Genomic DNA, 23,618 nt, shown 5'->3' on the forward strand with positions numbered 1-23,618 from the left:
ATGAATAAAGTTCGCCTAATCGGCCTCATTCCCATTTTTTTGTTAGTAGTAGGTCCTGTTTTCGCTAATAGCGTCGAGCCGTATGTTCTCGGAATGCCCTTTTTACTGTTTTATATTTTAATCGCCGTTCTTCTAACTTCTGTCTGCATGACGGTTCTATATGTACTTGATCCTAAAAATAAGGAGGAAATCGACTCATGATAGCTTTAATCATCTTAGCAGCATTTTTACTTCTATCACTATTTTTAGGCATTCGTGCACAAAAAGGAAAAGACATGGATCTTGAGCAGTGGTCAGTTGGTGGACGTGGCTTTGGATCGGTATTCGTATTCCTTCTAATGGCTGGTGAAATTTATACAACGTTTACGTTTTTAGGGGGAAGCGGCTGGGCATACGGAAAAGGTGGTCCTACTTTCTATATTTTAGCGTACGGTGCGCTAGCCTATGTCATTTCTTATTTTTTACTTCCGGCAATTTGGAAGTATGCGAAAGAACATTCCCTCGTTTCACAGCCAGACTTCTTTGCTGCCAAATACAAAAGCAATGCGCTCGGATTTATGGTAGCAGTCGTTGGGATTGTCGCAATCATTCCTTATCTCGTTCTACAGCTTAAAGGACTTGGAATTATTGTATCAGAAGCATCTTATGGACGTATTTCTCCAACGGTCGCCGTCTGGATTGGGGCTGCTACTATTACGGTGTACGTGATGATCTCAGGTATTCACGGCTCTGCTTGGACAGCGGCACTAAAAGACGTGTTAATTCTTGGAATCGTTCTATTTTTAGGGATTTATTTACCTATTCATTACTATGGAAGCTTTAGGGAAATGTTTCAGCAAATTGAGGCAGCCAAACCTGGTTTTATTGCCCTTCCGGAAACGGGCATGAGCATTTCCTGGTTTATTTCCACCATTGTATTGACGGCGCTCGGATTTTACATGTGGCCGCATACCTTTGCCTCTTCTTTCTCAGCAAAAAATGCAAAGGTATTTAGAAAAAATGCGACGATTATGCCGTTATATTCTCTCGTTCTACTGTTTGTTTTCTTTGCAGGATTCGCTGCGATTTTAAAAGTACCTGGTCTTGAAGGTGCGGATGCGGATTTATCATTGTTCCGTCTTGCACTGCAAACATTTGATCCTTGGTTTATTGGGGTCATTGGTGGGGCTGGGCTATTAACAGCGTTAGTTCCTGGATCAATGCTGTTAATGGGTGCCGCAACGCTTGCCGCAAAAAATATGTATAAAACGCTCGCTCCTTCTGTGACAGATAAACAGGTTACGTTCACTGCCAAAGCGACTGTTCCAGTTGTTGCGCTAATTGCTGTATTCTTTACGCTTCAAGGCGGCGATACGATCGGGGCACTTCTCCTAATGGGCTATAGCATTGTGACGCAGCTCTTCCCTGCTCTCGTATTGAGCCTTGCGAAAAAGCCATTTGTAACGGTGTACGGTGCCGCTTCTGGTATTTTAGCAGGTATTGCATTCGTAGCATATGTCACAATTTCTAGCTCGACCATCGCTACGATGTTCCCTTCACTTCCACAAGTAGTGAAGGATTTAAATGTCGGGGTTGTTGCCCTTGTCATTAATATTGTTGTGCTGGTGATCGTCAGTTTAGTAACAAAATCTGCTGCCATTACACACGTACACGAAGAAAAGAAAGTCGTTTCATAATCTAGCAACATACTATATTTTAATGAAAAAGCCGAACGAAGGAGCTATTTCCTTCGTTCGGCTTTTTCGTTTCCTTCCTTATTCTTTATTCGCTTAATCCGTAGCGTTCAATGAGAATATGTCGATGGTGCAGTTCGTGTCCGGAAATAATAGCAGCTAGTGCTTGCACTGTGATGGGATGATCACTAACCGTTCCTTCCATTTTCCATACGTGATCTGCAAGGCTTTTCAGTAAGTAAATAGTAGACTGACGAAGCTGTTCAAACTGTTGGATTAGCACTCCGATTTCTTGTTCATTAAAATTAGCATGTTTCGCGTAGTTCTGTTCATCAAATCCTGGAAGCGACGCTTGATCTCCTCGTGCGATACAAAGAAGCCGATAACTCATAATGCGTTCCGTATCCATCATATGACCAATGACTTCTTTTATTGACCACTTATCTTCTTTATAACGAAAATGCGCTTGCTCGTCTGTAAGGTTTTTTACTAGTTTAATTGTGTGCTGTAGCTGATCTTTTAAGAGAGGTGCAATGTCTCCTTCTGGAACGTGCTTCACATACGTATGGTAAAACGGGCTATACTCACTTTCTTTTGGTCGTTTGTACATCAATTCTCATCCTCCTTCTTTCATACATTTCCATTATATTCTAAAATGGATGAATTCATTTAAAATGTATGCTCCTTTTTCCGCCTAAAATACGTATTTTTACTTCCTAATAGATTGCTAGATGCATAGAATATAGTGTTGCATCTGAAAAGATGTAGCGTAGCTTTCTTTTAAGGAGGTATGTATACTATGCAAACTTATACTGAACAAGACCTTTCCTTAGCCGTAGAAGCAATGATTGAAAACGGAATGGAAGAATTCTTATACCAAGAACCTGTTTCTATGTGCCCTGGTCCTTTGTCTAGAGGAAGATCTGGTCGCTCCCGTAGATCCCGTCGTTCTGGAGGAAGATCTGGTCGTTCTCGTAGATCCCGCCGTTCTGGAGGAAGATCTGGCCGTTCTCGTAGATCCCGCCGTTCTGGAGGAAGATCTGGCTGTTCTCGTAGATCCCGCCGTTCTGGAGGAAGATCTGGCCGTTCTCGTAGATCTCGCCGCTCTCGTGGCAGATCTAGACGTTCTCGCAGATCCCGTCGTTCCTAATATAGAATGATATAGAATGAAGAAGCTAGCTATCGCATTTAAGATAGCTAGCTTTTTCCATTTACCTGCCATTTTAGCCGCGCTAGATCTCTTATCAATTGCTCTTCTAATTAAATAACTTAGCTGTTCTGTTTACAACCTTACAAGCAAGGGAACACTAAGAAGGATTATTTGGGGAGGAGGCAGCAAACGTGAACACATCAATTGTGAGCTTGTTAGAAGAAAATAAAGCTTCACTGTACAACGATTGGAAGGAGCAGCTTAACTCTATTACAGATCCTCATATAGAAAAATTTAAAGGTAATCATTCTTTAAATGAAGAAGCATTTTCCTTGATCATAAACAGTCTTAAAAAGTACGATACAGAAGATTTTTCTGAGCTACGTGATTTTTATAACAAGCTGTTGAAAAAAGAATGGTCGCTCAATTATTTAACGTCTGCTTTTCAACAATTTAGGCGAAGTGCGCTTCAGATCATCCTAAAGGAAGATATCCCACGCGAGGAAATCATGACATTCTATGAAGAAATTGACGGATGGTTCGATCCTATTTTAATGCACCTTGTTAACGATTGTTCAGAAAGCTGGCGAACACGTTTTGAGGAACAAAAACAAACCGTTCAAGAGCTAACGGCGCCAATCATCCCGGTTTTTGACAAGATTTGTGTTCTTCCGCTAATTGGCGTAATCGACAGCGAGCGCGCAGAGACAATTAAGGAAAATCTGCTTAATGGAATCATCTCAACACGCAGTGAATATGTCTTAATCGACATTACAGGTGTTCCAGTTGTTGATACGTACGTTTCCAATTACTTAATGCAGGCTACCCAAGCTGCTAATATGTTAGGATCTACGTGCATTATCGTTGGCATTCGTCCTGAAATTGCACAAACTCTCGTAAATTTAGGCGTAACGCTTAATGTATTAACTTTTGCAAACTTGAACAAAGGAATTCAATATGCACTCGGACAAACACAGCGAACACAATAGATTGCGAAGGTTTTGTTTATAAGATGAAACACGCTTTCTGTCATTTAGCAGTGAGGGCGTGTTTTTTGTTAAAATTTTGTGATTGGGTGGCGAGCAAAGAATATTTTTCGCATTGACGGCGTTTTAACGAGCTGTTGAATGTCTTGCTGATGTTTTATTAAAAAGTGGTTGACCTCTTTTCCGTTATAAAGATCCTCTGGAAAGTCCGAAAATTGTTGCTGAAGCCACGTCTTCATCTCTTCTCTGGACACCTCAAACCGACGATTATCCACTATAACCTCATAGTTTTTTGCATTTGGAATAAGAATCGCTTCATAAATGGCATTGTATAAAAATGTTTCCGTCAATGTCGAAGATTTTCCAAACCAGTAGTTATCAATTTGTCCATCTGGAATATCCCCTTGGCTGTATCCATACGTAATCTGTACATACTCACCATTTATATTTATTTTTTTAAACGTTTCCCCTCCAGGTAGCTGCTTGATCAGTGCACTTACGTTCGAAACCTCTCCGATATTTGTTCCAATATATGAAGTAAAGACGGACTCCTTTACGCTGTCAATCGTTGTGATAGACTTATAATCCATACAGCCGCTACAAAGTGCTAATATGAGTGTGACAGATAGAATGAGGTTCATAAACCTGTTCATATGCTCTCTCCTTACCCCCTACGTAAACTAAAAAGCAATATGCTATTTAGACATATTGCTTTTTATGTGATGCTGTATTATATGGGTAAAGAAACGTTTGGTTTCATCTTTTTCCTGAAATGATCTTTAGTCGATTTTTCCAAGTGGCTTTTTCGCTGGTCCTTCAATCACATCTCCATTAGTAGAAAAACGTGACCCGTGGCATGGGCAATCCCAGGTACGATCACCGTCATTCCATTCCACTTCACAGCCCAGATGTGTACAAGTTGTATCAACAAAATGGAGCGTCCCCTCTTTGTCACGATAGGCCCCGCAGCGTTTTCCATTCACGGATACAACGGCTCCCTCATCCTTTTTCAAGTGCTCTGCTTTTTTATCAGGGGTTTGAAGCTTACCAGCTAAAAGGTGACCTGCTACGTCTAAATTGTTTTTGAAAAACATTTTAAGGCTTGGGTCAATTGAGAAACGAGATGGGTTGTATACCTCTTTGCACGGATTATCTCGTTTCAGAATAATATCCCGAAGCAAAAAGGCCGCTGCTGTACCGTTTGTCATTCCCCACTTTCGAAATCCTGTGGCAACTAAAATGTTTCGCTTATCGTCGGTAATCGGTCCTACGTACGGTACCTTGTCTAACGTAATTAAATCTTGTGCCGACCATCGAAACGGAATACTTTCTATTCCTATTGTTTGTCGACTAAAATCCTCAAGCGCTTTATAGTGAGCGCTCGTTGAAGATCCTTGCCCTGTTTTATGTCCTTCCCCACTGACTAAGATCAGCTTATCTCCTTGATAGGGAGTGTAGCGAAGAGAGCGCGTCGGGCTCTCAGCACTGTAATACATGCCCCCGGGATAGACAATTTTAGGTTTTACCGCTAATACATAGGAGCGCTCCGCATACATTCGCGTGTAGTAAAATCCATTACCATCAAAAAACGGAAAGTGCGAGCATGCTGCGACATATGTACACGTTACTTTCGGTCCGTTTTTTGTCACCACTTTTGTCTGTTCCTCATTTTCTACATCGATGGCTACCGTACCCTCAAATATCTTTCCACCATTTTTCACAATTTCTTCTGCTAATTTTATGATGTACTTCACGGGATGAAATTGCGCTTGATCTTTCATCACAACGGCACCTTTAATATCAAAAGGCAAAGGAATGTCATCGATAAAAAGACTTGGGATATTTAATCGTTGGTAAGCTTCATATTCGTTCTCAATCTTCTTCATATAAGAATCGGTTGTCGCATAAATACAGGCTGCTTCACTTACAAAATCACAGTCAAGGCCAAGCTTCTTGCTTTCAGAAGCAATAAAGTTTTTGGCTTCATTATTGATCTCGTAATAAAGTTTTGTTTTTTCTTCTCCAATATGCTCAATCAGCTCGTCATAGATTAACCCGTGCTGGGCGGTCACTTTTGCCGTCGTATGACCAGTTGTTCCGTTCACAATTCGGTCGGCTTCTAATAAAGCAACTTTTACTCCCTCTTTACTTAACAAATAGGCGGTCGTAATTCCTGCTATGCCACCTCCTACAATACATACATCCACCGCTATGTCTTCTTTTAGCGCTTCGTAGCGTGGAGGGTCAACCTCTGTTCTCCAATAAGGCTCTAGATGATTTTTAGGTTCTTCTGTCATGTCTACAAACTCCTCCTATCTAAACAAAACCTATTAAAAGCTTTGCCAACACCTCGTTTCTTCAAACAAGAAACTTCTCCTCAAGAAGTACCTGAATACTTCTACTTGTACTGGAGATAATGAGAAAAAACGTCAGAAAGCTAGGGTGAGGTAAAGAATGACAAAAGGAATTGAAGCACTCGCATCACTTCTGAAAAATTTTATAGATGAAGAACCGAAGCCACCTCTGCATGTAGGAGAGGTGATGGACTTATGGACATCGTACACAGCGTTTCATGAAGCACATTCCCTCTATCAAGTCGGGATTAATTGCACAACTGATCAAGATTTAATTCATGTACTAGAGCAAGCGCTAGAAACGAGTCGAAAAGATACAAAGATGATTGAAGAGTTTTTATTGCATGAAGGGGTTCCTCTGCCTCTTGTAAATCCAAACAAACCTGTTTCAAAAGCAAACAGTATACCTGAAGGAGCCAAACTAACAGACGATGAGCTTGCTAATTTAATTTCTGTCAAAGTTGCTTCTTCTATTATTTACTGTGCCCAGGCTATGTCTAAAACCGTGCGGAGCGATGTAGGTATTATGTTTTTTGATATTCAAGTACACTTAATGAAATTTGCTGCCCCTCTCAAAAATTTAATGAAAAAGCGCGGATGGTTACGTATTCCACCTCCGTATCTGCCACCTGGCAGTCCTAATTAACGAAAAAAAGAAGGGTCTCACCGGCGAGACCCTTCTTTTTTAAAGGATTGAAATGAACGTCCAATTACATTGGCGCTGACTGGTTCTAAATGTAACTCTCGTGCCCACACGGACAGCTGACCAATATGATGGATCTCATGGGCAATCACATGTTGAATAATGTCTTCGATCGTATAAAGAGTGCTATCCCATGACACGGTCACGTTTTTTTCTTTATGATCGTCCCATTTCAAGAGAAATTCGTAAATTTCTTTTCGACAGCGATTAGAAAAATCCTTAACTTGCTGAAGTGAGCGATGTGATTCAAATTCAAGCAGCATGTCTTCTTTTTGCTGAATACCGCGAATCCAACTATACTCAACGTCAACAATATGAAACAGCGTATATAAAATGCTTCCTACACCACCGCTTCGTTTCTTGAGCAGTTCTTCTTCATCAAGTTGCGTACACCACTCAAACCACTCGTCTCGTACTTGCCAGTTATAGTCAAAGAATTTTAGCAAAATGTGTCCCTCATCTCTACAGATTCATCTTTGAAATGATTCGTTGCCCATAACTAAAGTCCTCTTCACAATCACTTCGCTTTTCGTAAAATCACCATGTTGCATCCATGCAGAACGCGGTGATTAGCGTGTGGGTCCTGTGTATGAAGCGTAAGATAAAGCTCTTCTAACAGCTGATCGCGAATCGCTTCAGGCAGGTGTTGAAGCCATGATAACGAGTATACCCGACCGCACCACTCTTCCGTTGAGTAAGAAACGCTGTATTCGATTCGACTTGTGTCGATGACATGAAGACCACCATCCTGCCACTCTTTATACCATTCAATCGGAAGCAAATCGGTTGCTGATTTTAGTTCGTTTTTTGAAAGCTCTTTTCGGAATAAGTTGGTTGGCATGTATGGCTGAATGAGCTGAAACGTTTCTTTAATTAGCGGATCACGTGGCAAAAACCCACCATCCATAATCATGACGTAGCCACGAGAAGTTAAGATTCGGTTGATTTCCTTGATCGCTCTTGAACGGTTGAACTCCTGCCATGCCCTCATGATCGTAATTACATCGATACTTGACGTTTGAAGACCTGTCTTCTCTGCACTAGCTTCTATATATTGAATGCGCTCAGAAGATGGAAATGATTTTGCCTCTTCTAGGGTACTTCTTTCCGAATCAATGCCAATGGCGAGCGCTCCTCGTTTTGATAGCTCTCTCGTCAATGCCCCGCTTCCACATCCCATATCGACTGCTATTTTATTTGTAAGCGAAATGCCACGCTTTGACATAGCTGAAAATAATTCATACGGAACGTCATGCTGTCGTTTGGCCGCCATTTTCGCCGCTTGTTTCAGATTTAATTTTTGCATCCTATCGCTCCCCCTTATTCTAAATGCAGCGCTTCCTGTCCTATATATATGAGGGAACTTTCGCATACTGACCACTTAAATTCAGCGGGTAAAGCCAATTCGTTTCTCGACTTCTTGAAGCATGAGACGGGCTTTCGCTGAAGCCGTTTTTGCACCCTGCGTTAAAATATCGTCAAGTTCTTTGGACGCATAAATATGATGAAATCTCTCTTGGATCGGTGAAAGGTCTTCAATAATGGCATCGGCTACCTCTTCTTTTAAGGCGCCGTATCCCCTGCCATTAAAATGGGTCTCTGCCTCCTGAAGAGAAATTCTCTTAAAGGCACTATATAAACTAAGCAGGTTTGATACCCCTGGTTTGTTCTCCATATCAAAGCGAATCATTCCCTCTGAATCGGTTTGGGCTCGTTTTACCTTTTTTCGAATGACTTCCGGTGTGTCTAAGACCGAGATATAGCTCTGAGGGTTCGGGTCGGATTTGCTCATTTTCTTTTCAGGATCTTGTAACGAGCGAATGCGAGCAGTAAACGGAGAGTTATATCCTTCTGGAAGGATAAATAAGTCTCCGTAAAGATGATTAAACCGTCGTGCTAACAAACGTGTGAGCTCGATGTGCTGAGATTGGTCGTCACCTACAGGAATCACCGTTGCTCCGTATAATAAAATATCAGCTGCCATCAGCGTTGGATAAGCAAGAAGTCCTGCTGGAATAGCTTCTGCCCGTGATTGGGACTTTTCTTTGTATTGAGTCATTCGCTCGAGTTCTCCCATATGAGCTAAGCATTGGACAATCCATCCAAGTCTTGCGTGCTCGGGTACTTCTGATTGAATAAAAATGGTCGCTTTTTCCGGATCGAGTCCAACGGCTAAATATAAAGCCGCCAAACGACGTGTATTCGTCCGTAGCTCCGTCGGTGACTGTGGAACGGTAATGGCATGTTGATTGACAACGCAGAAATAACTTTCATGCTCCTCTTGTAGGGGAACAAACTGCTTCATTGCGCCTAAATAATTACCGATCGTAATAATTCCACTTGGCTGAATGCCTGAAAAAACTGTTTTCATGTTCTTCTTCCTCTTCCTCTCCACTTATAAATAATTACGATCTACTTATGGCCGGAGGAGTAAAATGGCAAACAAAAAAGCCCACCCGTCCCCACGAAAAGGGACGAATGGACCGTGGTACCACCCTTATTATTTTAAAGCGCGCTTTAAAATCACTTATCACCCGTACAACATGATACGGTGTCCATGGTAACGTGTGGACGTTCACGGCAAAGCCTACTACAAAGGTTCGGTTTGCTGCTCAGAAGCCCATTCATCATTCGCTCGACGCTGATTCACACCATCCATCAGCTCTCTGTAGTCTCGACTAAATGATTACTCCTCTTCCTCATCGCGGTTCGATCGTAATTTCTCTGATCATAGCACATTGGAAAATATTGTGCAATCTATTGTTTATCCATTTTGTTTTTGTAATAGCTCACTTGCGTATAGTTCAATAATTTCACGTCGACGGATAATCCCGATAAATACACCGTTATCATCCACAACCGGCACGAAGTTTTGTTCCGCTGCCTGTGAAATAATGCTTGTCATTTCATCATTAATTGAAATAGGTTTGTTATCTTGTCTGCGTGCCACATCTGAAATTGGAATATCCTCTAGTTCGAACATATTAAAATTCCCGAGGGATTTAATTTTCCATAAAATGTCCCCTTCGGTCAATGTTCCAACATATTTCCCCTCATCATCAATAAGCGGAACCGCTGCATAGCGATGATACTCCATTTTTTCAAGCGCTTGACGCATTGATGAATGAATGTTTACGGTTACGACTTCAATTTTTGGAATTAAAAAAAATGCAACATTCATTGTTTCCCAGTCTCCTTTTGTCTCGATCCTTCTTAGTCTTTCCAAAAACCATCTGAACGAACGGTTTTTGATTGGTTATTTGCAATGAATGAATGGCGTGTCCACCGATTCTCTCATTACGCTGACGAGGTTAGCTGTCGGGTTAGGGCTAGTGAGAGTCGCCCTTTCTTCGTTTTTGTATGAAACATGCAAAAACGGCGGCATGGAAAAAAGCGAAGGTAATTTCTGTTGAAATGCCTCGCTATGCCTAGAATTCACCCCTAGTACACAAAGTACTTGTCGTGGTTCCCCCGCTCCTATTCGGATTGAGCGCTATTGTTTTTCATATTATCCTTCGTTATATTACACATGTTAATTTACCCTGTCAAACTTTTATATCCCCCTGTTACAGCAGTCAATTTGCCTCTACTCTTACACATATGTATTCGATAAAAAGAGGTGAATTTCCTTTCAAAACTGGCAAAAAGATCCTCACTGCATCTGTTATCTTCCCTTTTATGGGGGAATATAAACCGTAAAAAGAATAGTGGATTTTTTTTGAAGACTATTGTATGATAAACCATTGTTAGTAATAATACAATTCCTATATATATACTATGAATTAAAAGGAGAAAAATGATGAAACTCTCAACAAAAATTACGTTAGGCCTTATTTTAGGAATCATTGTTGGGGCCTTATTAAATGGGCTCCTCCCTGATCACGTTGGTTTTTTAGACAAATATATTTTAACCCCTATTGGGCAGGCATTTTTACATCTCATCCAATTTGTTGTTGTACCTCTTGTGTTCACGTCACTACTCATCGGCTTTACAGGGTTACGTGATTCAAGCAAAGTAGGCGCTTATACGACAAAGCTGCTTCTCTTATATATTGTAACCAGTGCCGTATCACTTGCGATTGGCTTACTTACCGCCTTTGTATTAAAACCAGGACAAGGTGTAAGCGGTGCAAGCGGATTAGAAGCACCAAAGGCAGAAAAAGGACAAAACTTAATTGATTGGCTCGTATCGATCATTCCGACTAACCCCTTTCAAGCATTTGCAGAAGCAAATTTGCTACAGGTGATTATTTCAGCTGTTCTAATCATTATCGGCATTCGTTTAGTTGGTGAAAAGGCGAAGCCGTTCATTGCCTTTTCAGAAAGTTTACATGCAATTTTAGAGAAAATTATCGGTGTCATTCTACGCGTGGCGCCAATTGGCGTATTTGCACTCATTAGTTCCGTCATTGCCACACAAGGTTTCGATTTAGTGAAAAAGCTGGCACTTTACATTATTGGTCTTTTAGTTGCCATCTTAGTGATGATGTTGCTTTATGCACTAATTATCTTGTTCATCAAAGAATCACCATCTCGATTCTTTAAAAGCTTTTGGCCTGCTTTTAGCATTGCTTTCGGAACAGCAAGCTCAAATGCCGCGCTTCCAGTAGCGCTTGACAATGCCAAGCAAGGATACGGCTTAAAATCAGACGTTGCAGGCTTTGCAATTCCATTTGGAACGGCATTAAAACGCGACGGAGCAGGGATCTTACAAGGATTTAATGCGATTTTCGTTGCTCAGCTATTTCACGTAGAGTTATCACCTGCCGTAATTGGAGCTATTTTTATTAGTGCCATTTTGGTTTCGTTCAGCACAGCAGGTGTTCCTGGAGCAGGTATCATTATGATGACAACGGTGCTAACAGCGGCTCATTTACCGCTTGAGGGCATTGCATTAGTAGCGGGCGTAGACCGGATTACAGAAGGATTCCGCACAATGCTTAACGTCGTTGGAAATGCAGCAAACGCCGTAATACTGAACAAATGGGAGAAAGAATAAGAAGGACAGCCTGTCGGCTGTCCTTTGCTGTGTTTACAATTTGAACTTTATAAGCATGAGTTGGAGCTTCTCAGAAAGGCCTGCAAGCATTTGTGCAGCAGACGTTATTTCTTGAATGGCTGCGAGTTGCTCCTCGCTTGCTGCCATGCTTTCTTGGCTCATATCTAAGCTTCGATTGGCCATTTCATCTATTCGCTCTGTGGAGGAAACAATTTTATTGCCGCTCTCGTTCATTCTCTCAAGTGATCCAGACACTTGCTGGACTTTGTCTGACAGCTGTTGAATAGATGAGGTAATGTCTCCAAATGCCACCTTCACTTCTTGCGAGGACACCATGCCCTTCTCGACGTTTTCAAGTCCCACTTTGGATGAATTCATCGCACGAGACGTTTCACGCTGAATCTTTGTAATTAATTCATAAATTTGATTTGACGAAGCCTGTGACTGATTGGCAAGCTTACGAATTTCTTCTGCCACTACCGCAAATCCTTTTCCATTCTCACCTGCGCGCGCAGCTTCAATGGCGGCATTTAATGATAACAGGTTCGTTTGTTCCGCAATATTGTTGATAATGGAAATGATCGTTCCAATTTCCGTAGATGACTCTACTAGATCTTGTACGATGGCGTTCGTTTCATGGAATGACGTCCCGATATCCGTTATTTGTGTCACGATATTATCAATTGCCATCCCACCTTTTTGTGCTGCATCATTTGAATGTTGTGAAAAACGAACCATCGTTTTTGAATCGTCCGCCATCTGTCGGAATCCTAGTGTCATATCCCCTAACAACTTGCGCATCTCATTGATTTCTGCTTTTTGCACTTGGATACCATCTACGGAGTTTTGTGAGGACTTGACAACTAATTCAGCCGCTTTAGCACTCTCTTCGCAGGAAGCTGATAGTTGCTGTGAGGAGGACGACAGATGCAAGGCGGAGTCGTTAGCTCCCATAATGATGTCTTTTAAATTCTGTATCATTTCATTAAATGATCGACTTAATGAACCAACTTCATCTTTAGAGGTAACAGAGACTGTGGAGGATAAGTCCCCACCTGCCACAGTTTTAGATGCTTCGGCTAGCATACTAATTGGACGGCTCAGCCGATCTCCGAATAAGTAGGCAATCCCCATCACACAAAGAAGAACAACTCCCATAATAATAAGCTGATATTGAAGAAGCTCTTTGGAGAGCTGCATAACTTCTGCCTTATCCGTCTCAGTGAGGATGATCCATTTTAATCCTTTTATATTGACGGGCGTGTATGCGCTAAAAACATCATGCTTTAAGAAGCTTTTGAATTCTCCTACCCCTTTTTCCCCTCCAAATGCAAGCTGCACGGGCGTTGTTCGGATGGTTTGCTTTCCAATTGTTGATTTGTGAACAAGAGGTGTATTTGAACGAAGCTTATAGTCTGAACCAATCAAAACCATTTGACTCGTTTTTCCAAGACCTAAATCAGCATTCATAATGGACGTAATATCGGCATCAGACAGTTGAAACGCCAACACCCCTATAACCTGCTTCTGCTGATTTAAAATAGGTGTTGAGATAAAGGCAGCGGGCTCTTTAGATGGCTTATAATAGCGGTAGTCGCCAACAGATGTTGTTTGGTCATAGAGGCTTTTTCTAAAAATCTTTCCTAAGTTTGTGTTCTTGTTAGGACCATTTAAAAGATTTGTACTCAAATCAGACTCTTTCGCAACCGTAAATACGATGTTTCCATTAGGATCAATTAAAAATAAATCGTAATACTTATAGTCTTTTACGTACTTGTTGTAGTAGGATTGAAATGTTTTCTGTGCTTGTTTATAAGAAGGATCATTTAGTCCCCCTTTTTTAAAAGCAGAAGTAAATGACTGAAGCGCTTCTTTTGTCATTGAGTTTTCTGCAAGCAGCTCGGCATCTTTATTTCGCTTTGAAAAGTAGCTTTCGATTTGCGCTTTTTTCGAACTTGCTGCTTTTGACAAATCCTCTGTAAATTCATTCTGTACCGAGACCGTTGTTTTCATATAAACAAGTACTTGGGTAGCAAGTAATGGTATGAGGCTAACGAGTAAAAAAACGGAAATAATCTTTGCTTTAATTTTATTCATCCAATCTCTCCCTGCTCCTTTGAATATTCGATGCTGTTGGATGCAATCCTTATCTATATATTCGTTGGGCATCTTACCTGCAACAAGAGACGAGTTTTTTCAATGAATAAAATTTCAACAAAAAAAGCGCTCAGGCGTTAAAGAGCCATTTGCGCTTTTCGTTAAAACGTATCGTGATGAGTCATTTTTGAATAAATTTTAAAACGATCAAAAACGATCGTATTCTCTGTAAGAGATCCGGTTTTAAGCCACTTCATCGCTTCAATCACAAGAGGAGAAGCGGTTTCCTCTATGATATCTGAAGGGTGTACCCATCTTGCACCGTCAGCATCCTGACCAGAAAATTGTTTGGCAACAGCCGTTATATTCCCTTCCCAAGATAAAAGATGGTACATAATGGCCATGTGATAACCCGTTTCCTCCTTGGAAAATGGGAGTAAGAAATCGCTCATTCCAAGTCGCACAGATTCAATTACATTCAGTCCTGTTTCTTCTCGAATTTCTCTCTTTAACGCTTCTTCAATCGTTTCAAATGATTCAATTCCTCCACCAGGAAGGTCAATCCGTCCCCTATACGGTCCTGTTCGTTTATCAACGACCAGCAGTTTTCCATCCTTTTCACAAATTGCATATACACCTAAACGGCGATTGTAATCAGCTGACATGTGGCGTCATACTTTCGGCACTTTTAGCTTTTTGTAGAATATCTGCAATAAAAGCGCCTTTCGCCTTTGCATACTCATTCCCATTTTTCCATTGTCTTGTTGAGAGCTCTTCCTTTAATGCAGCATAATCATGTCGTGCTTCCTCATTCGCTCGTAAATAATTTCGGAATGCAAGATGATCCGTCCAAAATGGCGAATCCACAAGAGTTAAATGAATGTGAGCAAATCGGTGTGTATGGCTTGGAATATGGATGTCAGGATCTTTTGTAATGATATTCGGATAATCCTCACGGAATACACCGTCTTTTAAAGCGATAAAAAATCGTCGTTCGGGAATAATAGCATTGAATGATTCAACGTAAATGTATCCAGCCTGCACCAATGCTTCTGTTGCAAGCTCTATTTCTTCAGGGCGCTTTAAACCAATCATCATGTCAATAATAGGTTTGGCTAACAGTCCGGGAATAGACGTGCTGCCTATATGTTCGATTGTGGGATGTACATCTTTTAAAAGTTGATCTAGCTGCTCCTGTTCAGATTGAAAAAGTAACGGCCACCCTTGATTGTATGAAGTCACTGTAATTTCCATCATGTTCACCTCAAAAAAATAAAGTTGTTTAATAGCATAGCACATTTTAAAACATAATTGTACGATTATTCAGAAAAAAGTTACTTCATCTTCTTCCTCTACAAAGTATTTTAAAAAATAAGGAAAATAGGGTATGATCATTAAGGACGGTTTTTATTCCAGATATAGACTATGAACGATGAAAAGGAGGGTTGACCTTGAAGAAGGTAAAAACCCTTTTCTCTTTGCTCGCTGCTGTCACAGCTTTTCTTGTGACGTACTTTACGATTAAAGTGGAGCGCGCTCATCATGCAAAAGGAAGTAAGTAAAGAGAAACAGTTGCACTTATTAGTAACAATAAGCGAAGTTACCTGGCTATTTGGATGAGGGGGTAATTTCGCTTATTTGCATTTCGTTTCATTTTTAGGCGTTAGTCACTTGCCAAACTTTACTGTTTGACATATAATTTAATTAATTAAGTAATTACTTAAATAACTAATTAAGGAGGTCATGTAGTGAATGATACCTTTAAAGCCCTCTCTGATCCGACTAGAAGAAAAATTCTTGACCTTCTAAAAGAAAAGGATTTGACTGCTGGGGAAATATCCGATCATTTCAACATGTCTAAACCAAGTATTTCTCAGCATTTGAAGATTCTAAAGCAGGCGGACCTCGTTCACGATGAAAAACAAGGGCAATATGTGTTGTATTCACTCAACACGACCGTTTTTCAAGATATTATGAGCTGGGCTCTTGGCTTCGCGAAAAAAAATGATTAAGGGGGACTTACTCATGAAAAAACACATTTTACCGCTGTTGGCGATTATCGCAAGTTTGGGCGTTTGGGGATTTTTCTACCGCACACTGCCAAATCAAATGGCAAGTCACTGGTCAATTGGCTCTGGAGAAGTAGATGGTTATAGCTCAAAGATCTCTAATTTTTTCATGCTAAATGGGATTTTGATCCTGCTGTATGTGCTGCTTATTTTTGCCCCGCGAATTGATCCAAAAAAGAATAATTACAAAGCCTTTTCATCTAGCTATGGGATTATGACGAGTGTCATTATGCTCGTTCTGTCAGGCGTAAATATCTTTGTCGTACTATGGAATGCGGGTTATGATGTTCCAATGACTCGTATTGCACCCATTGTGTTAGGAATTATCTTTTTAGTCATTGGAAACTTTATGCCGAAAGTACGACCGAACTTTTTCGTTGGCATTCGCACACCTTGGGCATTGAGCAATGATAGCGTCTGGCGCAAGACTCATCGTTTCACTTCAAAGCTTTACTTTGTTTCAGGAATCATCTTCTTCCTACTCGTTTTTCTATCCACATCCCTTATTAACTGGATTATGATTCCCATTATTGGCATTCTTGTAATCGTTCCAGTTCTCTATTCGTACATGGTGTATCGAAAAGAATTGACCTAACAAACAGAATTTTTCAACTTCTCCCCTTCGCCCTTTGGTATACTAGGAGGTAGATGGGGAGTGGAATAATGAAAATCGCAGATATATACCGAGATCTACCAACAATTGAAACAGAACGTCTACTGCTACGCAAAGTCAAAGCAACGGATACAAAAGCTATCTATGCGTATGCGTCTGACCCTGAAGTCGCAAGGTATGTGACCTGGCCTGTTCATACGACAATCGGTGCCACTCAGGCATTTGTTCAATTTGTAATTGAACAGTATCGCAAGCATGATATCGCACCTTGGGGAATGGTTGTAAAAGAAACGGATGATTTTATAGGTACCATCGATTTTGTTGCCTGGCAGCCACAGCACTATACCGCTGAAATCGGCTATACCATCGGGCGTAAATTTTGGAACAAGGGATACACAAGTGAAGCCGCCGAAGCTCTTATTGACTTTGGTTTTCACAATATGGAACTAGAGCGAATTCAAGCGCGCTGTATGGTTGATAACGTGGCGTCTGCACGTGTCATGGAGAAGGCGGGAATGTCTTACGAAGGTACGATACGAAGAGCGCTCTATGTGAAAGAGCAGCATCAGGATTTAAAGCTTTATTCCATTTTACGAAATGAATGGCGAGATAATCGTTTATAATACAGAAAAGCCACGGCTCCTACTTATGCCGTGGCTTTGTTTTTAAGCGAAACGATTTTGGTTTTTAAGTGCCTGAATGTCTTTTGTGAGCTCATTAAACTTGCGATCAAGATCTTTATAAAGCGGGTCATTCATGCTGATGAAGCTTAGCTTGCCTAACACTTCTTGACGCTCCGTCTCAAGCTTTAGTGTTAACTCTTCTTCATCCTCACGCTGAGCGGTCGGAAGCTGGTCGGTAACTTTATAAATGCGCTGGTCGTCAATGACAAGCTTCTCCGCTGTTGTTTTTTCAAGGAAATACCCATCGTGTGAGACAATTACGAGCGTGCCCCTGTAATGAGCTAGCGTTTCCTCGAGCTGCTCACGGGACGGCAAATCCAAGTGGTTGGTTGGTTCGTCTAATATAAGTACGTCTCTTTCCTCTAGAATGTACATCATCAACTTACATTTAATACGCTCACCCATACTCATCAACTCAATGGGTTCCTTCCACTGTGAAGGGATGAAGCCTAAATGCTTCATCAAATTTTGAACTTTTCCTCTGTCCGCAAAGTTGTCTCGATAAAACAGCTCCTCCGGCGTTTGATGAAGTGGGAGATCAAATACTTCCTGCGTTAAGTACCCCACCTGAGCCGACGGAGAAATCCATACTTCTCCTACCGCTTCTTCATTTCCTAATATGATATTTAATAAGGTTGTTTTCCCTGCTCCATTTGGTCCTGTTAGCGCTATTTTTTCCCCATGCTGAATCGTAAAATAAGCATCTTGAAATAGTATTCGTTCTCCATACGATTTCGTTAAGTTTTTCACTTCTAAAAAGCGTTTTCCAACCTTTTGATTTGCTGTCATCGAGAAATGAACGTCATACTCTTCTTCAACAGGCTTTGCATCAATTCGATCTAATTCTTTTTGAAGTCGCTTCTGTTTTGATTTAATTTGAGAGTCTGTTCGTTTCGCCTTTACCCGATGATATTCCTTAAAACCTTCTTTTTTCGTCGACTGACTGTGGGCTTTCTCAGACCAAGATGAGAGCTGATCTAGCTGGGTCTCAATGCGCTCAACCATCTTTTGCTGCTTCTCATATTCTCGTTGCTGACTCAGTCGCCTTTGTTTTCGCGCTTCCATATAGCTCGAGTAGTTTCCTCTATGTTCAATGACCTTTTTCTGCTCAATGGACCAAATCTTTGTTGTTACTTTATCTAAAAACAGGCGGTCATGAGAAACAACGATGATCGTTCCCCGATAGGATCTTATATAAGCAGCGAGCATTTTCATACTCTCTTGATCAAGGTGATTCGTTGGCTCATCTAACAGCAGAAGATCGGCTTCTTTCGAAAATCCTCTAGCAAGACGCGATTTTAATTTCTCGCCGCCGCTTAGTTGTTCAAATGGATTAGATGGTACCCTCCACTTCTCTAATAGTTTTGCCTCCAGCACATTTTTGTCCTGTTCTGGATGTGATTCTGTCTCTTGCTGGATCATTTCTATCGTAAAAGCTGTGTGAAAATCGTGTATTTCCCCACTGGATGGACGAATCGCTCCAAGAAGAAGCTGTAATAATGTTGACTTTCCAGCCCCGTTTTTACCAATCAGTCCAATCACGTCTCCCTGCTGAACGGTGGCGTTTACTTTTTCAAAAATGACAAGATCATTTATTTCATAGCTAAGTTGCTGTAGTTTTAGTAGTTCTGTCATACGAACACGTCCCTTTCCATTAAAGGGAGAATTAAAAAATCCTCCCAAAGTTATTTGGAAGGACTAGTCTTATACAATGCATGCGGAAAAAAGCTACGGGTCGTAGCACGTGCATTATATGAAATACCGAACATTGAAAAATGGGCAGACTAATCCTATCTTTTCTACAAGTTGAAATATTTGATTTCAATTGATAAAAAATAAGATTAGTTAATCATCGTCCACCCATCATTCCTCTCTCTTGAATATTGCTCTTAGTATATCATATATTTCCCAATCACAAAAGGTGCATTTTTATGCGCGATTAAAGATCAGCAGGTGACAGATAATCGAAATGACTGGAAAAGCGCTCATTGTCATGACTTGAATTAAAAACAGACCTGATAGCAGCTGGCCGACCGCGTTTGGTAAACGCTCCTGCGCCACTTTTTTCATACGTCTAGCCGCCATTATCCCAACAACCCAGCCACCAATAGAGATGAGTAACGTGACGACTGTTTTAGGCGAAAGAGTTTCAGAGGGTAAATCAATAAATCCAATCACGATTAATAAAATTGGAATGATCTCAAATACCGCGCTTTGAAGAAACATCATGTTTTGTGCTTTGGAAATCTTTTTATGTATATCCTTACTATTTTCCTGGACAATGACCCCGATTTTTTCATAGGTTCTTTTATAAATAAACGTAAGCCCTAAAACGGCAATAACCACCGCAAGAGCAAAATACATACTTCCCATACGTTCACCTCCTTTTTATACATTCTATATATCATACTAAAAGTTACAGCTTCTTCACAAATTCATAGCTTGGTTTTGTGAAATGCATCTTTTCTTCATAAAAACGATGCGCCCCTACGCGATGAGTAGCTGATGCAAGCGCTATGTTTGTACAGCCTTCAGCTCTTGCCCATTGCTCTACTGACTCAAGAAGCTGCTTTCCGTAGGTTTTTGACCGACTTGCTTCATCCGTGATAAGGTCAAAGACATATACATGCTTTCCGTAATAAAAATTTGTTTGAATTTTACAACCCGCAAGTGCGACAATCTCGTCTTCTAGCCAAAGAGCTAAAAGCTGGTAGCCTTCTGTTACCATGTTTTTTAAGAGATCTAGATACTCACCTTCTGTTAGCTCCGTGCGAAGCTGTCTCATAATTGGATACGCGCGTAGAAATTCCTCCTGCGTTCTTAATTCCTTCATGTGAGCCATTGATATTGTCATCTCATTGTCCCCTTTGTCTCAATTAAATTCGTTCGTTCTCGCCATTCGTGCTCGAGCATACTCATTTCAATTAAACTCCAATAACTCTCCCCTACTTTCTTTATATCACGTAGCACCCCTTCTTGTCGAAAACCAATCCTCTCATACACGCGCAGCGCAGTGATGTTGGAGTGAAAAACTCCTAGCGATATGCGATGAAGTCCAAGTTGTTCAAAGCCAAATTTCAGTACTTCTTCTACCATACTTGTACCGAACCCTTGCTTCCGCCCATCCGGATTTCCAATGAGAACTTTTGCGATTCTTCCTGACCCGTTTTCATAATCAATTCTTCCGATCGCGATATGTCCTACCGCACGTCCCGTTCCATTTTCAAGTGCGGTAAAGATATAGGAGGAGCTCCCTTCTTCGTTTGCGCCTTTTATGTAAGCCTTTAGCTGCCTAGACGTAAGTGGGTACGTAAACGCTCCACCTGCAATCTGTAACAATAGCTCTTCAGAATAAACCCATTTTATCAATTGCTGAAAATCACTTTTTGTAAAATAGCGTAACGTAATCATTGTTCTCCTCCTTAAAACACCTTTATCACAGGGTATCGGCGTAAGAGCGGTCTTATGATTACTTTTTACAAAAAAAGCATGAAGCGAGAGGCTTCATGCTTTTGAATTAATTACCCGCTGTATTCGTACTAGTTGTATCAGCTGGGTCAGGCTTTGAGTCAAGCTCATTGCCTGGATTTGAATTTGCATCTTCAAGCTTTTGCTGACCTTCTGAGCGTAGCTTGAAGTATTGGTATAGTGCCTCATTGGCAATTTCTTTACTTAATCCGTTGTCGTAACCAGGCGTATAAGCTGCTGGTGCAACGGCTGCAAAAGCGATTTGCGGGTTGTTATATGGTGCAAATCCTACGTACGTTGAGTTACGTACTTCAGGAGGATTTGCTTTACCTGTTCCATAAACGAACGTCTCAGCTGTACCTGTTTTCGCCGCAACGATGTTACGAAGACCGCTGTAGCGGCTGTATTGGCCTGTGTAATATTTAGCTGATGTTCCGTGTGTTCCTACAACAACTCGTCGCATTCCTTCTTTTATCACGTCAATATTTTTCTGTGACATGACAATACGGTTCAGTACCGTTGGTTGACTTGCGTACACAAGCTGACCTTGTTCATCAGGATTATCGCTTGGCGTACGAATTTCCTTCACGATGTGAGGCTGCATGCGATAGCCATTGTTGGCAATTGTTGAAACATACTGTGCCATTTGAAGTGGTGTATACGTGTCAAGCTGACCAATCCCGATATCAATTACATTACCAAGAGGTGGTTTATTTGCTCGGTAACCAATCGTTTCATTTGGTAGATCGATCCCTGTTTTAACACCTAAGCCAAATTGACTGTAATAATTTCGCATCGTTGATAAAATGTTTGAATCAATATGAAGCGGCTGATCGTATCCGTAGTGGCCGTTTCCGATCGCAATGACCGTTCTCCACATAAATACGTTTGACGATACTTCTAGTGCTTCTCGTACGTTTGGTGCTGAGTACGGTGAATGAGAAGATTTTTTAGGCGGCGTTCCTCTGAACTTCAGCGCTGTATCTGGGAAACGCGTGTACTGGCTAATCGCACCTGAATCTAATCCTGCAAGGGAAGTAGCCCCCTTAACAGCAGATCCCATTTCATACGCCGAGTTAATATTCCCTAGCGCATAGTCATCAATTTTCCCCGTCTTCTTATTATACTTCTTCCCGACCATCGCTAAAATGTCTCCTGTATTTGGGTCCATTAAGACGATAAACGCACGATCAAGATATTGTGTCCCTGCTTTGGCTGTTTTATATTCCATAAGCTTTTGTGTTACAACATCCTCTAACACCTTTTGAAGTTGGATATCAACCGTTAAGACGATGTCATGTCCACGCTCGCCGTCAAAGACGGTTTTCGTTTCCTTCACCTGTCCAGATTTATCCGTGACGTTTTTAACTTTTGCTTTTTGACCAATTAACATGCTTTCGTATTGTTGCTCAATATAACTTTTTCCAACTTGGTCATTCCGGCTGTATCCATGTGAGAGGAAATAATCCAGCTGTTCTCTTGGCAAACCTTCTGATGGGCTCGTCACGTCTCCTAAGATAGAACGTAGTGTTTGACCATATAAGTTTTTACGCTGCCAATACGTCGTTGTTTCGACACCAGGAAGTTCATCAAGGTGCTCACTCACCACCGCGTATTCAGAATTAGACACGTTTTGGTTTTTAACACTTTGTTGTGTCATCGCATAGCCAGCGTTCATGCGGCTATAAATTAAAATAAGCGGTAGATCTTTTTCAACACTTTTAATTTCTTTATCTGTCACCCGCTCAAGCTGCAGCTTATATACTTCAGCGTTGGATAATTTTTTAATTTCCACTGCCGATACTTTCTTCTGAGCTTCTTTTGGATGCTTTAAAATCCAGAAGTCTTTTTTGTCACGTTCTGTCACTTTTTTAAGATCTTTGTCGCTGAATTTGATCATTTTTGACAACTTTTCAGCTACTTCTAGCTTGTCTTGTGCTTTAGTTGTGCTCAAACGTGTGTATGTAACAGAATTTAGCGGCTCATTGTCCACTACAACGCGGTTGTATCGGTCAATGATCTTCCCACGTGGTACGGGGTTATCTACCGTTACATCCTCCGTTTTTTCGACTTCACGTTTGTAGTTTTCACCACTTACAATTTGAACAAATCCTAGTCTCAAAATGAGAACGGAAAAAAGTAAAAATACGACAAAAAACAGTAAATTCATTCGAAGAGGAATGTGTGTTTTTTTCTTCTTTTTTGCTTTGTTCGTCTTTTTCATGTACTACGTCTCCTACCCTTTTAAACATTCATCTACACTAGTATACAAAATAAGTATAATAATAGAAAGTTTATACACCAATTCTACAAAAATTAGCGTGCAATTCCTTCTATTTTACTAGTCATATTCCTGCAAATTCCGTTTGCGGTGAAAAAGCATTCAGGAAGATGTTCACCAACTCCTAACTTTATCACGTTCTCTCTAGAAATTCTCGCTATTTTTTCATTACTACTTCGTTCGAATAGTTTGATTATTCAAATTTAAGTGCTTTTCTCCTATCTACTTTTGTCTGAGCTCGTGATATAGTGGAATAAAGATCCATTTTTTCGACAAAAGGGGTGATTAAATGCCAGGAAATGCACTGTACTATAGCACACAGGAAGTAGGAGCATTATTAAACCTGCATCACCAGGAAGTAGTGGAGCTTTGTGAACACCATGCATATGCAGATTGCATTCAAGTAGGAGGACACTGGTTCATTCCAAAACACCACTTTCCCAAAACTCCCTCAAACCATTCATCCAGCCTAGATATGATTACCTTCATGAGTGAATACCTTTAAACATTCCTCGCGTATTAATCAGCACTCCGTACAAATG

At 40.9% G+C, this 23,618-nt stretch carries 25 protein-coding genes, 1 riboswitch and 1 other annotated feature; of the genes, 10 read left to right on the forward strand and 15 right to left on the reverse strand.

Annotated features, from left to right (window positions below):
* Positions 1-201, forward strand: coding sequence for a DUF3311 domain-containing protein (locus IE339_RS14575; RefSeq protein WP_242168633.1), 201 nt, complete (start codon positions 1-3; stop codon positions 199-201).
* On the forward strand, positions 198-1,676 hold the full coding sequence (locus IE339_RS14580; RefSeq protein ID WP_242168635.1) for a sodium:solute symporter family protein: 1,479 nt from the start codon (positions 198-200) through the stop codon (positions 1,674-1,676). The genes IE339_RS14575 and IE339_RS14580 overlap by 4 nt, the downstream gene beginning before the upstream one ends.
* Before the next feature lie 85 nt (positions 1,677-1,761).
* On the opposite strand, the gene IE339_RS14585 is transcribed toward IE339_RS14580, so the two are convergent.
* On the reverse strand, positions 1,762-2,283 hold the full coding sequence (locus IE339_RS14585) for a DinB family protein (RefSeq protein ID WP_242176208.1): 522 nt from the start codon (positions 2,281-2,283) through the stop codon (positions 1,762-1,764).
* Between the two features lie 238 nt (positions 2,284-2,521).
* Between IE339_RS14585 and IE339_RS14590 the strand changes: the two genes are divergently transcribed.
* Together IE339_RS14590 and IE339_RS14595 are read left to right on the forward strand one after the other, a co-directional pair.
* Entirely contained in the window at positions 2,522-2,833 is a 312-nt protein-coding gene (locus IE339_RS14590) for a hypothetical protein (RefSeq protein WP_242168636.1), read from the forward strand.
* Positions 2,834-3,014: 181 nt separating this feature from the next.
* Positions 3,015-3,812: an STAS domain-containing protein gene (locus IE339_RS14595; protein WP_242168638.1), complete on the forward strand. Its 798-nt coding sequence runs from the start codon at positions 3,015-3,017 to the stop codon at positions 3,810-3,812.
* A gap of 68 nt (positions 3,813-3,880) precedes the next feature.
* On the opposite strand, the gene IE339_RS14600 is transcribed toward IE339_RS14595, so the two are convergent.
* Together IE339_RS14600 and IE339_RS14605 are read right to left on the reverse strand one after the other, a co-directional pair.
* Positions 3,881-4,462, reverse strand: coding sequence for a DUF4825 domain-containing protein (locus tag IE339_RS14600; protein WP_242168640.1), 582 nt, complete (start codon positions 4,460-4,462; stop codon positions 3,881-3,883).
* Positions 4,463-4,588: 126 nt separating this feature from the next.
* Positions 4,589-6,106, reverse strand: coding sequence for an FAD-dependent oxidoreductase (locus tag IE339_RS14605; protein WP_242168642.1), 1,518 nt, complete (start codon positions 6,104-6,106; stop codon positions 4,589-4,591).
* 157 nt (positions 6,107-6,263) lie between these two features.
* On the opposite strand from IE339_RS14605, the gene IE339_RS14610 reads away from it, so the two are divergent.
* Complete coding sequence (locus IE339_RS14610; RefSeq protein ID WP_242168644.1) at positions 6,264-6,809, forward strand: DUF3231 family protein; 546 nt, start codon at positions 6,264-6,266, stop codon at positions 6,807-6,809.
* 17 nt (positions 6,810-6,826) lie between these two features.
* Here the strand turns inward: IE339_RS14610 and IE339_RS14615 are convergent, their stop codons facing one another.
* From IE339_RS14615 to IE339_RS14630, 4 genes are all read right to left on the reverse strand, one after another.
* A complete protein-coding gene (locus tag IE339_RS14615; RefSeq protein ID WP_242168646.1) occupies positions 6,827-7,312 on the reverse strand; it encodes a DinB family protein in 486 nt (161 codons plus the stop codon).
* 71 nt (positions 7,313-7,383) lie between these two features.
* On the reverse strand, positions 7,384-8,172 hold the full coding sequence (locus tag IE339_RS14620; protein WP_242168648.1) for a class I SAM-dependent methyltransferase: 789 nt from the start codon (positions 8,170-8,172) through the stop codon (positions 7,384-7,386).
* 81 nt (positions 8,173-8,253) lie between these two features.
* A complete protein-coding gene (gene trpS / locus IE339_RS14625) occupies positions 8,254-9,237 on the reverse strand; it encodes a tryptophan--tRNA ligase (RefSeq protein WP_242168649.1) in 984 nt (327 codons plus the stop codon).
* A 96-nt stretch (positions 9,238-9,333) separates the two neighbouring features.
* Positions 9,334-9,578, reverse strand: a binding site (T-box leader).
* A gap of 52 nt (positions 9,579-9,630) precedes the next feature.
* Positions 9,631-10,047 carry a CBS domain-containing protein gene (locus IE339_RS14630; RefSeq protein WP_242168651.1) on the reverse strand — a complete coding sequence of 139 codons (417 nt, stop codon included), beginning with the start codon at positions 10,045-10,047 and terminating at the stop codon, positions 9,631-9,633.
* 105 nt (positions 10,048-10,152) lie between these two features.
* A riboswitch (cyclic di-AMP (ydaO/yuaA leader) is annotated at positions 10,153-10,369 on the reverse strand.
* 293 nt (positions 10,370-10,662) lie between these two features.
* On the opposite strand from IE339_RS14630, the gene IE339_RS14635 reads away from it, so the two are divergent.
* Entirely contained in the window at positions 10,663-11,865 is a 1,203-nt protein-coding gene (locus tag IE339_RS14635) for a dicarboxylate/amino acid:cation symporter (RefSeq protein ID WP_242168653.1), read from the forward strand.
* 33 nt (positions 11,866-11,898) lie between these two features.
* Here IE339_RS14635 and IE339_RS14640 read toward each other — a convergent pair whose 3' ends face one another.
* The 3 genes from IE339_RS14640 to IE339_RS14650 form a co-directional block, all read right to left on the reverse strand.
* Positions 11,899-13,962 (reverse strand): methyl-accepting chemotaxis protein, encoded by a 2,064-nt coding sequence (locus tag IE339_RS14640; protein ID WP_242168655.1) that lies wholly within the window; start codon positions 13,960-13,962, stop codon positions 11,899-11,901.
* Between the two features lie 161 nt (positions 13,963-14,123).
* Positions 14,124-14,627 carry an NUDIX hydrolase gene (locus tag IE339_RS14645; RefSeq protein ID WP_242168657.1) on the reverse strand — a complete coding sequence of 168 codons (504 nt, stop codon included), beginning with the start codon at positions 14,625-14,627 and terminating at the stop codon, positions 14,124-14,126.
* Positions 14,617-15,219, reverse strand: coding sequence for a GrpB family protein (locus IE339_RS14650; protein WP_242168659.1), 603 nt, complete (start codon positions 15,217-15,219; stop codon positions 14,617-14,619). Before IE339_RS14650 ends, IE339_RS14645 begins: the two co-directional genes overlap by 11 nt.
* A gap of 491 nt (positions 15,220-15,710) precedes the next feature.
* On the opposite strand from IE339_RS14650, the gene IE339_RS14655 reads away from it, so the two are divergent.
* The 3 genes from IE339_RS14655 to IE339_RS14665 all read left to right on the forward strand — a co-directional run bounded on the left by IE339_RS14655 (position 15,711) and on the right by IE339_RS14665 (position 17,267).
* Positions 15,711-15,974: an autorepressor SdpR family transcription factor gene (locus IE339_RS14655; protein WP_053401213.1), complete on the forward strand. Its 264-nt coding sequence runs from the start codon at positions 15,711-15,713 to the stop codon at positions 15,972-15,974.
* 13 nt (positions 15,975-15,987) lie between these two features.
* Positions 15,988-16,626, forward strand: a complete 639-nt coding sequence (locus IE339_RS14660) for an SdpI family protein (protein WP_242168660.1) — start codon at positions 15,988-15,990, stop codon at positions 16,624-16,626.
* 68 nt (positions 16,627-16,694) lie between these two features.
* On the forward strand, positions 16,695-17,267 hold the full coding sequence (locus IE339_RS14665) for a GNAT family N-acetyltransferase (RefSeq protein ID WP_242168662.1): 573 nt from the start codon (positions 16,695-16,697) through the stop codon (positions 17,265-17,267).
* A 42-nt stretch (positions 17,268-17,309) separates the two neighbouring features.
* On the opposite strand, the gene abc-f is transcribed toward IE339_RS14665, so the two are convergent.
* The 5 genes from abc-f to IE339_RS14690 form a co-directional block, all read right to left on the reverse strand.
* Positions 17,310-18,962: a ribosomal protection-like ABC-F family protein gene (gene abc-f, locus IE339_RS14670; RefSeq protein WP_242168664.1), complete on the reverse strand. Its 1,653-nt coding sequence runs from the start codon at positions 18,960-18,962 to the stop codon at positions 17,310-17,312.
* 294 nt (positions 18,963-19,256) lie between these two features.
* Positions 19,257-19,700: a hypothetical protein gene (locus IE339_RS14675; RefSeq protein ID WP_242168666.1), complete on the reverse strand. Its 444-nt coding sequence runs from the start codon at positions 19,698-19,700 to the stop codon at positions 19,257-19,259.
* Between the two features lie 43 nt (positions 19,701-19,743).
* Entirely contained in the window at positions 19,744-20,181 is a 438-nt protein-coding gene (locus IE339_RS14680; RefSeq protein ID WP_242168668.1) for a GNAT family N-acetyltransferase, read from the reverse strand.
* Positions 20,178-20,738 carry a GNAT family N-acetyltransferase gene (locus IE339_RS14685; RefSeq protein ID WP_242168669.1) on the reverse strand — a complete coding sequence of 187 codons (561 nt, stop codon included), beginning with the start codon at positions 20,736-20,738 and terminating at the stop codon, positions 20,178-20,180. Before IE339_RS14685 ends, IE339_RS14680 begins: the two co-directional genes overlap by 4 nt.
* A 106-nt stretch (positions 20,739-20,844) precedes the next feature.
* Positions 20,845-23,019 carry a peptidoglycan D,D-transpeptidase FtsI family protein gene (locus IE339_RS14690; protein WP_242168671.1) on the reverse strand — a complete coding sequence of 725 codons (2,175 nt, stop codon included), beginning with the start codon at positions 23,017-23,019 and terminating at the stop codon, positions 20,845-20,847.
* Between the two features lie 346 nt (positions 23,020-23,365).
* Between IE339_RS14690 and IE339_RS14695 the strand changes: the two genes are divergently transcribed.
* The gene (locus IE339_RS14695; protein ID WP_053401220.1) at positions 23,366-23,581 is read left to right on the forward strand and encodes a hypothetical protein; all 216 of its coding nucleotides are present in this window, start codon (positions 23,366-23,368) and stop codon (positions 23,579-23,581) included.
* Positions 23,582-23,618 lie beyond the last annotated feature (37 nt).

The sequence above is a fragment of the Priestia koreensis genome (assembly GCF_022646885.1).
GTDB classification, from domain to species: domain Bacteria; phylum Bacillota; class Bacilli; order Bacillales; family Bacillaceae_H; genus Bacillus_AG; species Bacillus_AG koreensis_A.

Excerpts from the sequence above, each read along its gene's own strand:
- IE339_RS14575 (WP_242168633.1), top strand. The coding sequence starts at position 1 with ATGAATAAAGTTCGCCTAATCGGCCTCATTCCCATTTTTTTGTTAGTA.
- IE339_RS14580 (WP_242168635.1), top strand. The coding sequence starts at position 198 with ATGATAGCTTTAATCATCTTAGCAGCATTTTTACTTCTATCACTATTT.
- IE339_RS14585 (WP_242176208.1), bottom strand. The coding sequence starts at position 2,283 with ATGTACAAACGACCAAAAGAAAGTGAGTATAGCCCGTTTTACCATACG.
- IE339_RS14600 (WP_242168640.1), bottom strand. The coding sequence starts at position 4,462 with ATGAACAGGTTTATGAACCTCATTCTATCTGTCACACTCATATTAGCA.
- IE339_RS14605 (WP_242168642.1), bottom strand. The coding sequence starts at position 6,106 with ATGACAGAAGAACCTAAAAATCATCTAGAGCCTTATTGGAGAACAGAG.
- IE339_RS14610 (WP_242168644.1), top strand. The coding sequence starts at position 6,264 with ATGACAAAAGGAATTGAAGCACTCGCATCACTTCTGAAAAATTTTATA.
- IE339_RS14620 (WP_242168648.1), bottom strand. The coding sequence starts at position 8,172 with ATGCAAAAATTAAATCTGAAACAAGCGGCGAAAATGGCGGCCAAACGA.
- trpS (WP_242168649.1), bottom strand. The coding sequence starts at position 9,237 with ATGAAAACAGTTTTTTCAGGCATTCAGCCAAGTGGAATTATTACGATC.
- IE339_RS14630 (WP_242168651.1), bottom strand. The coding sequence starts at position 10,047 with ATGAATGTTGCATTTTTTTTAATTCCAAAAATTGAAGTCGTAACCGTA.
- IE339_RS14635 (WP_242168653.1), top strand. The coding sequence starts at position 10,663 with ATGATGAAACTCTCAACAAAAATTACGTTAGGCCTTATTTTAGGAATC.
- IE339_RS14640 (WP_242168655.1), bottom strand. The coding sequence starts at position 13,962 with ATGAATAAAATTAAAGCAAAGATTATTTCCGTTTTTTTACTCGTTAGC.
- IE339_RS14645 (WP_242168657.1), bottom strand. The coding sequence starts at position 14,627 with ATGTCAGCTGATTACAATCGCCGTTTAGGTGTATATGCAATTTGTGAA.
- IE339_RS14650 (WP_242168659.1), bottom strand. The coding sequence starts at position 15,219 with ATGATGGAAATTACAGTGACTTCATACAATCAAGGGTGGCCGTTACTT.
- IE339_RS14660 (WP_242168660.1), top strand. The coding sequence starts at position 15,988 with ATGAAAAAACACATTTTACCGCTGTTGGCGATTATCGCAAGTTTGGGC.
- IE339_RS14665 (WP_242168662.1), top strand. The coding sequence starts at position 16,695 with ATGAAAATCGCAGATATATACCGAGATCTACCAACAATTGAAACAGAA.
- abc-f (WP_242168664.1), bottom strand. The coding sequence starts at position 18,962 with ATGACAGAACTACTAAAACTACAGCAACTTAGCTATGAAATAAATGAT.
- IE339_RS14675 (WP_242168666.1), bottom strand. The coding sequence starts at position 19,700 with ATGGGAAGTATGTATTTTGCTCTTGCGGTGGTTATTGCCGTTTTAGGG.
- IE339_RS14680 (WP_242168668.1), bottom strand. The coding sequence starts at position 20,181 with ATGACAATATCAATGGCTCACATGAAGGAATTAAGAACGCAGGAGGAA.
- IE339_RS14685 (WP_242168669.1), bottom strand. The coding sequence starts at position 20,738 with ATGATTACGTTACGCTATTTTACAAAAAGTGATTTTCAGCAATTGATA.
- IE339_RS14690 (WP_242168671.1), bottom strand. The coding sequence starts at position 23,019 with ATGAAAAAGACGAACAAAGCAAAAAAGAAGAAAAAAACACACATTCCT.
- IE339_RS14695 (WP_053401220.1), top strand. The coding sequence starts at position 23,366 with ATGCCAGGAAATGCACTGTACTATAGCACACAGGAAGTAGGAGCATTA.